The organism is Monashia sp. HAY1-2A, assembly GCF_056755315.1.
This window is the reverse complement of the sequence record NZ_JBNDHY010000289.1, coordinates 1-1,712: the sequence shown is the minus strand read 5'-3', so window position 1 is coordinate 1,712 and position 1,712 is coordinate 1. Positions and strand designations below refer to the sequence as shown.

Below are 1,712 nucleotides of genomic sequence, written 5' to 3'. Positions count from 1 at the left end.
GTGTACGGCCGCGCCGTCCAGCTCTCGAGGGCGTGGCAGAGGATGTCCATGCCGGCGCTCGCCGTGACGCCGGCCGGCTGGGTCACGGTCAGTCGGGGGTCCACCACCGCGAGCACGGGCCGCAGCCGGACGTGGCTCGAGGACGCAGATCGTCGTGCTCTCGGCCCCGGTGCCGGTCGTCGTGGGCACAGCCACGAGGGGCGCGAGCGGCCGCGACGGGGCCCGGCCCGCACCGACGGGCAGGTTGACGTAGTCCATGAGGTCCCCGCCGTCGGTGAGCAGCAGGTCGACCGCCTTGGCGGTGTCGATCGCCGAGCCGCCACCGACCGCGACGAACGCGTCGAAGGGACCCTCGACCCGGGCGCGCTCGGCGGCGGCGACGAGGCTGGCGTCGGTCGGCTCGACATGGGCCGAGTCGTGGACGACGACCTCCGCACCCGCGGACCGGATGCCGTCGGCGACCCGGTCGGGAGCGCCCGTGGCGAGGACGCCGGGGTCGGTGACGACGAGGACCCGGCGGGCGCCGAGGGCGACGACGTCGTGCCCGACCTCGTCCGCCGATCCGGGGCCGAACTTCAGCGTCGGGGCGCCGTAGGTGAAGACGGTCTCCGGGGTCGTCGGCGTCCACGTCATGTCGTCCACCCTAGGCTGGCGGACATGGCTGCCGACCGCACGATCCTCGTCGTCGGGGCAGGGCAGGCGGGCATCTCGCTCGTCACGGCGCTGCGCGAGCTCGGGGACGACTCCCCCGTCGTCCTCGTCGGTGAGGAGCCCGAGCCACCGTACGAGCGCCCACCCCTGTCGAAGACCTACCTGCGCGGCGAGCACGACCGGGCCTCGCTGGTCTTCCGTCCCGCCTCGTGGTTCGCGGAGCACGGCGTGGAGCTGCTGACCGGCGAGCGGGTCGTGGACCTCTCCCGGAACGGCGACGAGATCGCGGGCACCGCCCGCACCGACACAGGTCGCGAGATCGTCTGGGACCGCCTGGCGCTGACGACCGGGGCCGTCAACCGGACCCTCCCGGTCGAGGGCGCCGACCTCGACCGCGTCCTGGCGCTGCGCAGCCTCGCCGATGCCGACGCGCTCGTTCCCGCGGTCCGGGCCGCCCGGTCGGTGGTCGTCGTCGGCGGCGGCTTCATCGGGCTGGAGGTGGCGGCGAGCGCCCGGGCCCTCGGCGCGGACGTCACGGTCGTCGAGGTCGCCGACCGCCTGCTGTCGCGCGCGGTGACCCCCGAGCTGTCGGCCTTCTACCTCGAGGGCCACCGACGCCGCGGCACCCGGGTCCTCCTCGGGGCACGGGCGATGCGGATCCACGGCACCGCCGGTCGCGCCGAGGCGGTCGTGCTGGCCGACGGCACCGAGCTCGAGGCGGACCTCGTCGTCGTCGGCACGGGCGTCGAGCCACGGACCGACCTCGCCCGCCGGCTCGGCCTGGAGGTCGAGCCGCGCGGCATCGTCGTCGACCGGTTCGCCCGCGCGTCCGACGGTCGCACCGTCGCCGCCGGTGACTGCACCGTCGGCCCGAACCCCTTCTCCCGCGGGCGCGCCGGCCCGACCCGGCTGGAGAGCGTGCCGCACGCGACCGACCAGGCCCGGGCCGCCGCCGCGACGCTGTCCGGCCGGCCCGAGCCCTATGACAGCGTGCCGTGGTTCTGGAGCGACCAGGCCGACCTGCGCCTCCAGATCGCGGGCCTGCCGCACGGTGCCGACAC

2 protein-coding genes are annotated in these 1,712 nt (G+C 75.9%); one reads left to right on the top strand and one right to left on the bottom strand.

Features of this window, described 5'->3' with window-relative positions; genetic code table 11:
* The coding region (locus ACPYOM_RS21865) for an iron-containing alcohol dehydrogenase (RefSeq protein WP_481347570.1) at positions 1-633 on the bottom strand (633 nt) is incomplete at its 3' end.
* Between the two features lie 24 nt (positions 634-657).
* On the opposite strand from ACPYOM_RS21865, the gene ACPYOM_RS21860 reads away from it, so the two are divergent.
* A partial coding sequence (locus ACPYOM_RS21860) for an NAD(P)/FAD-dependent oxidoreductase (RefSeq protein ID WP_481347569.1) occupies positions 658-1,712 on the top strand: 1,055 nt, incomplete at its 3' end.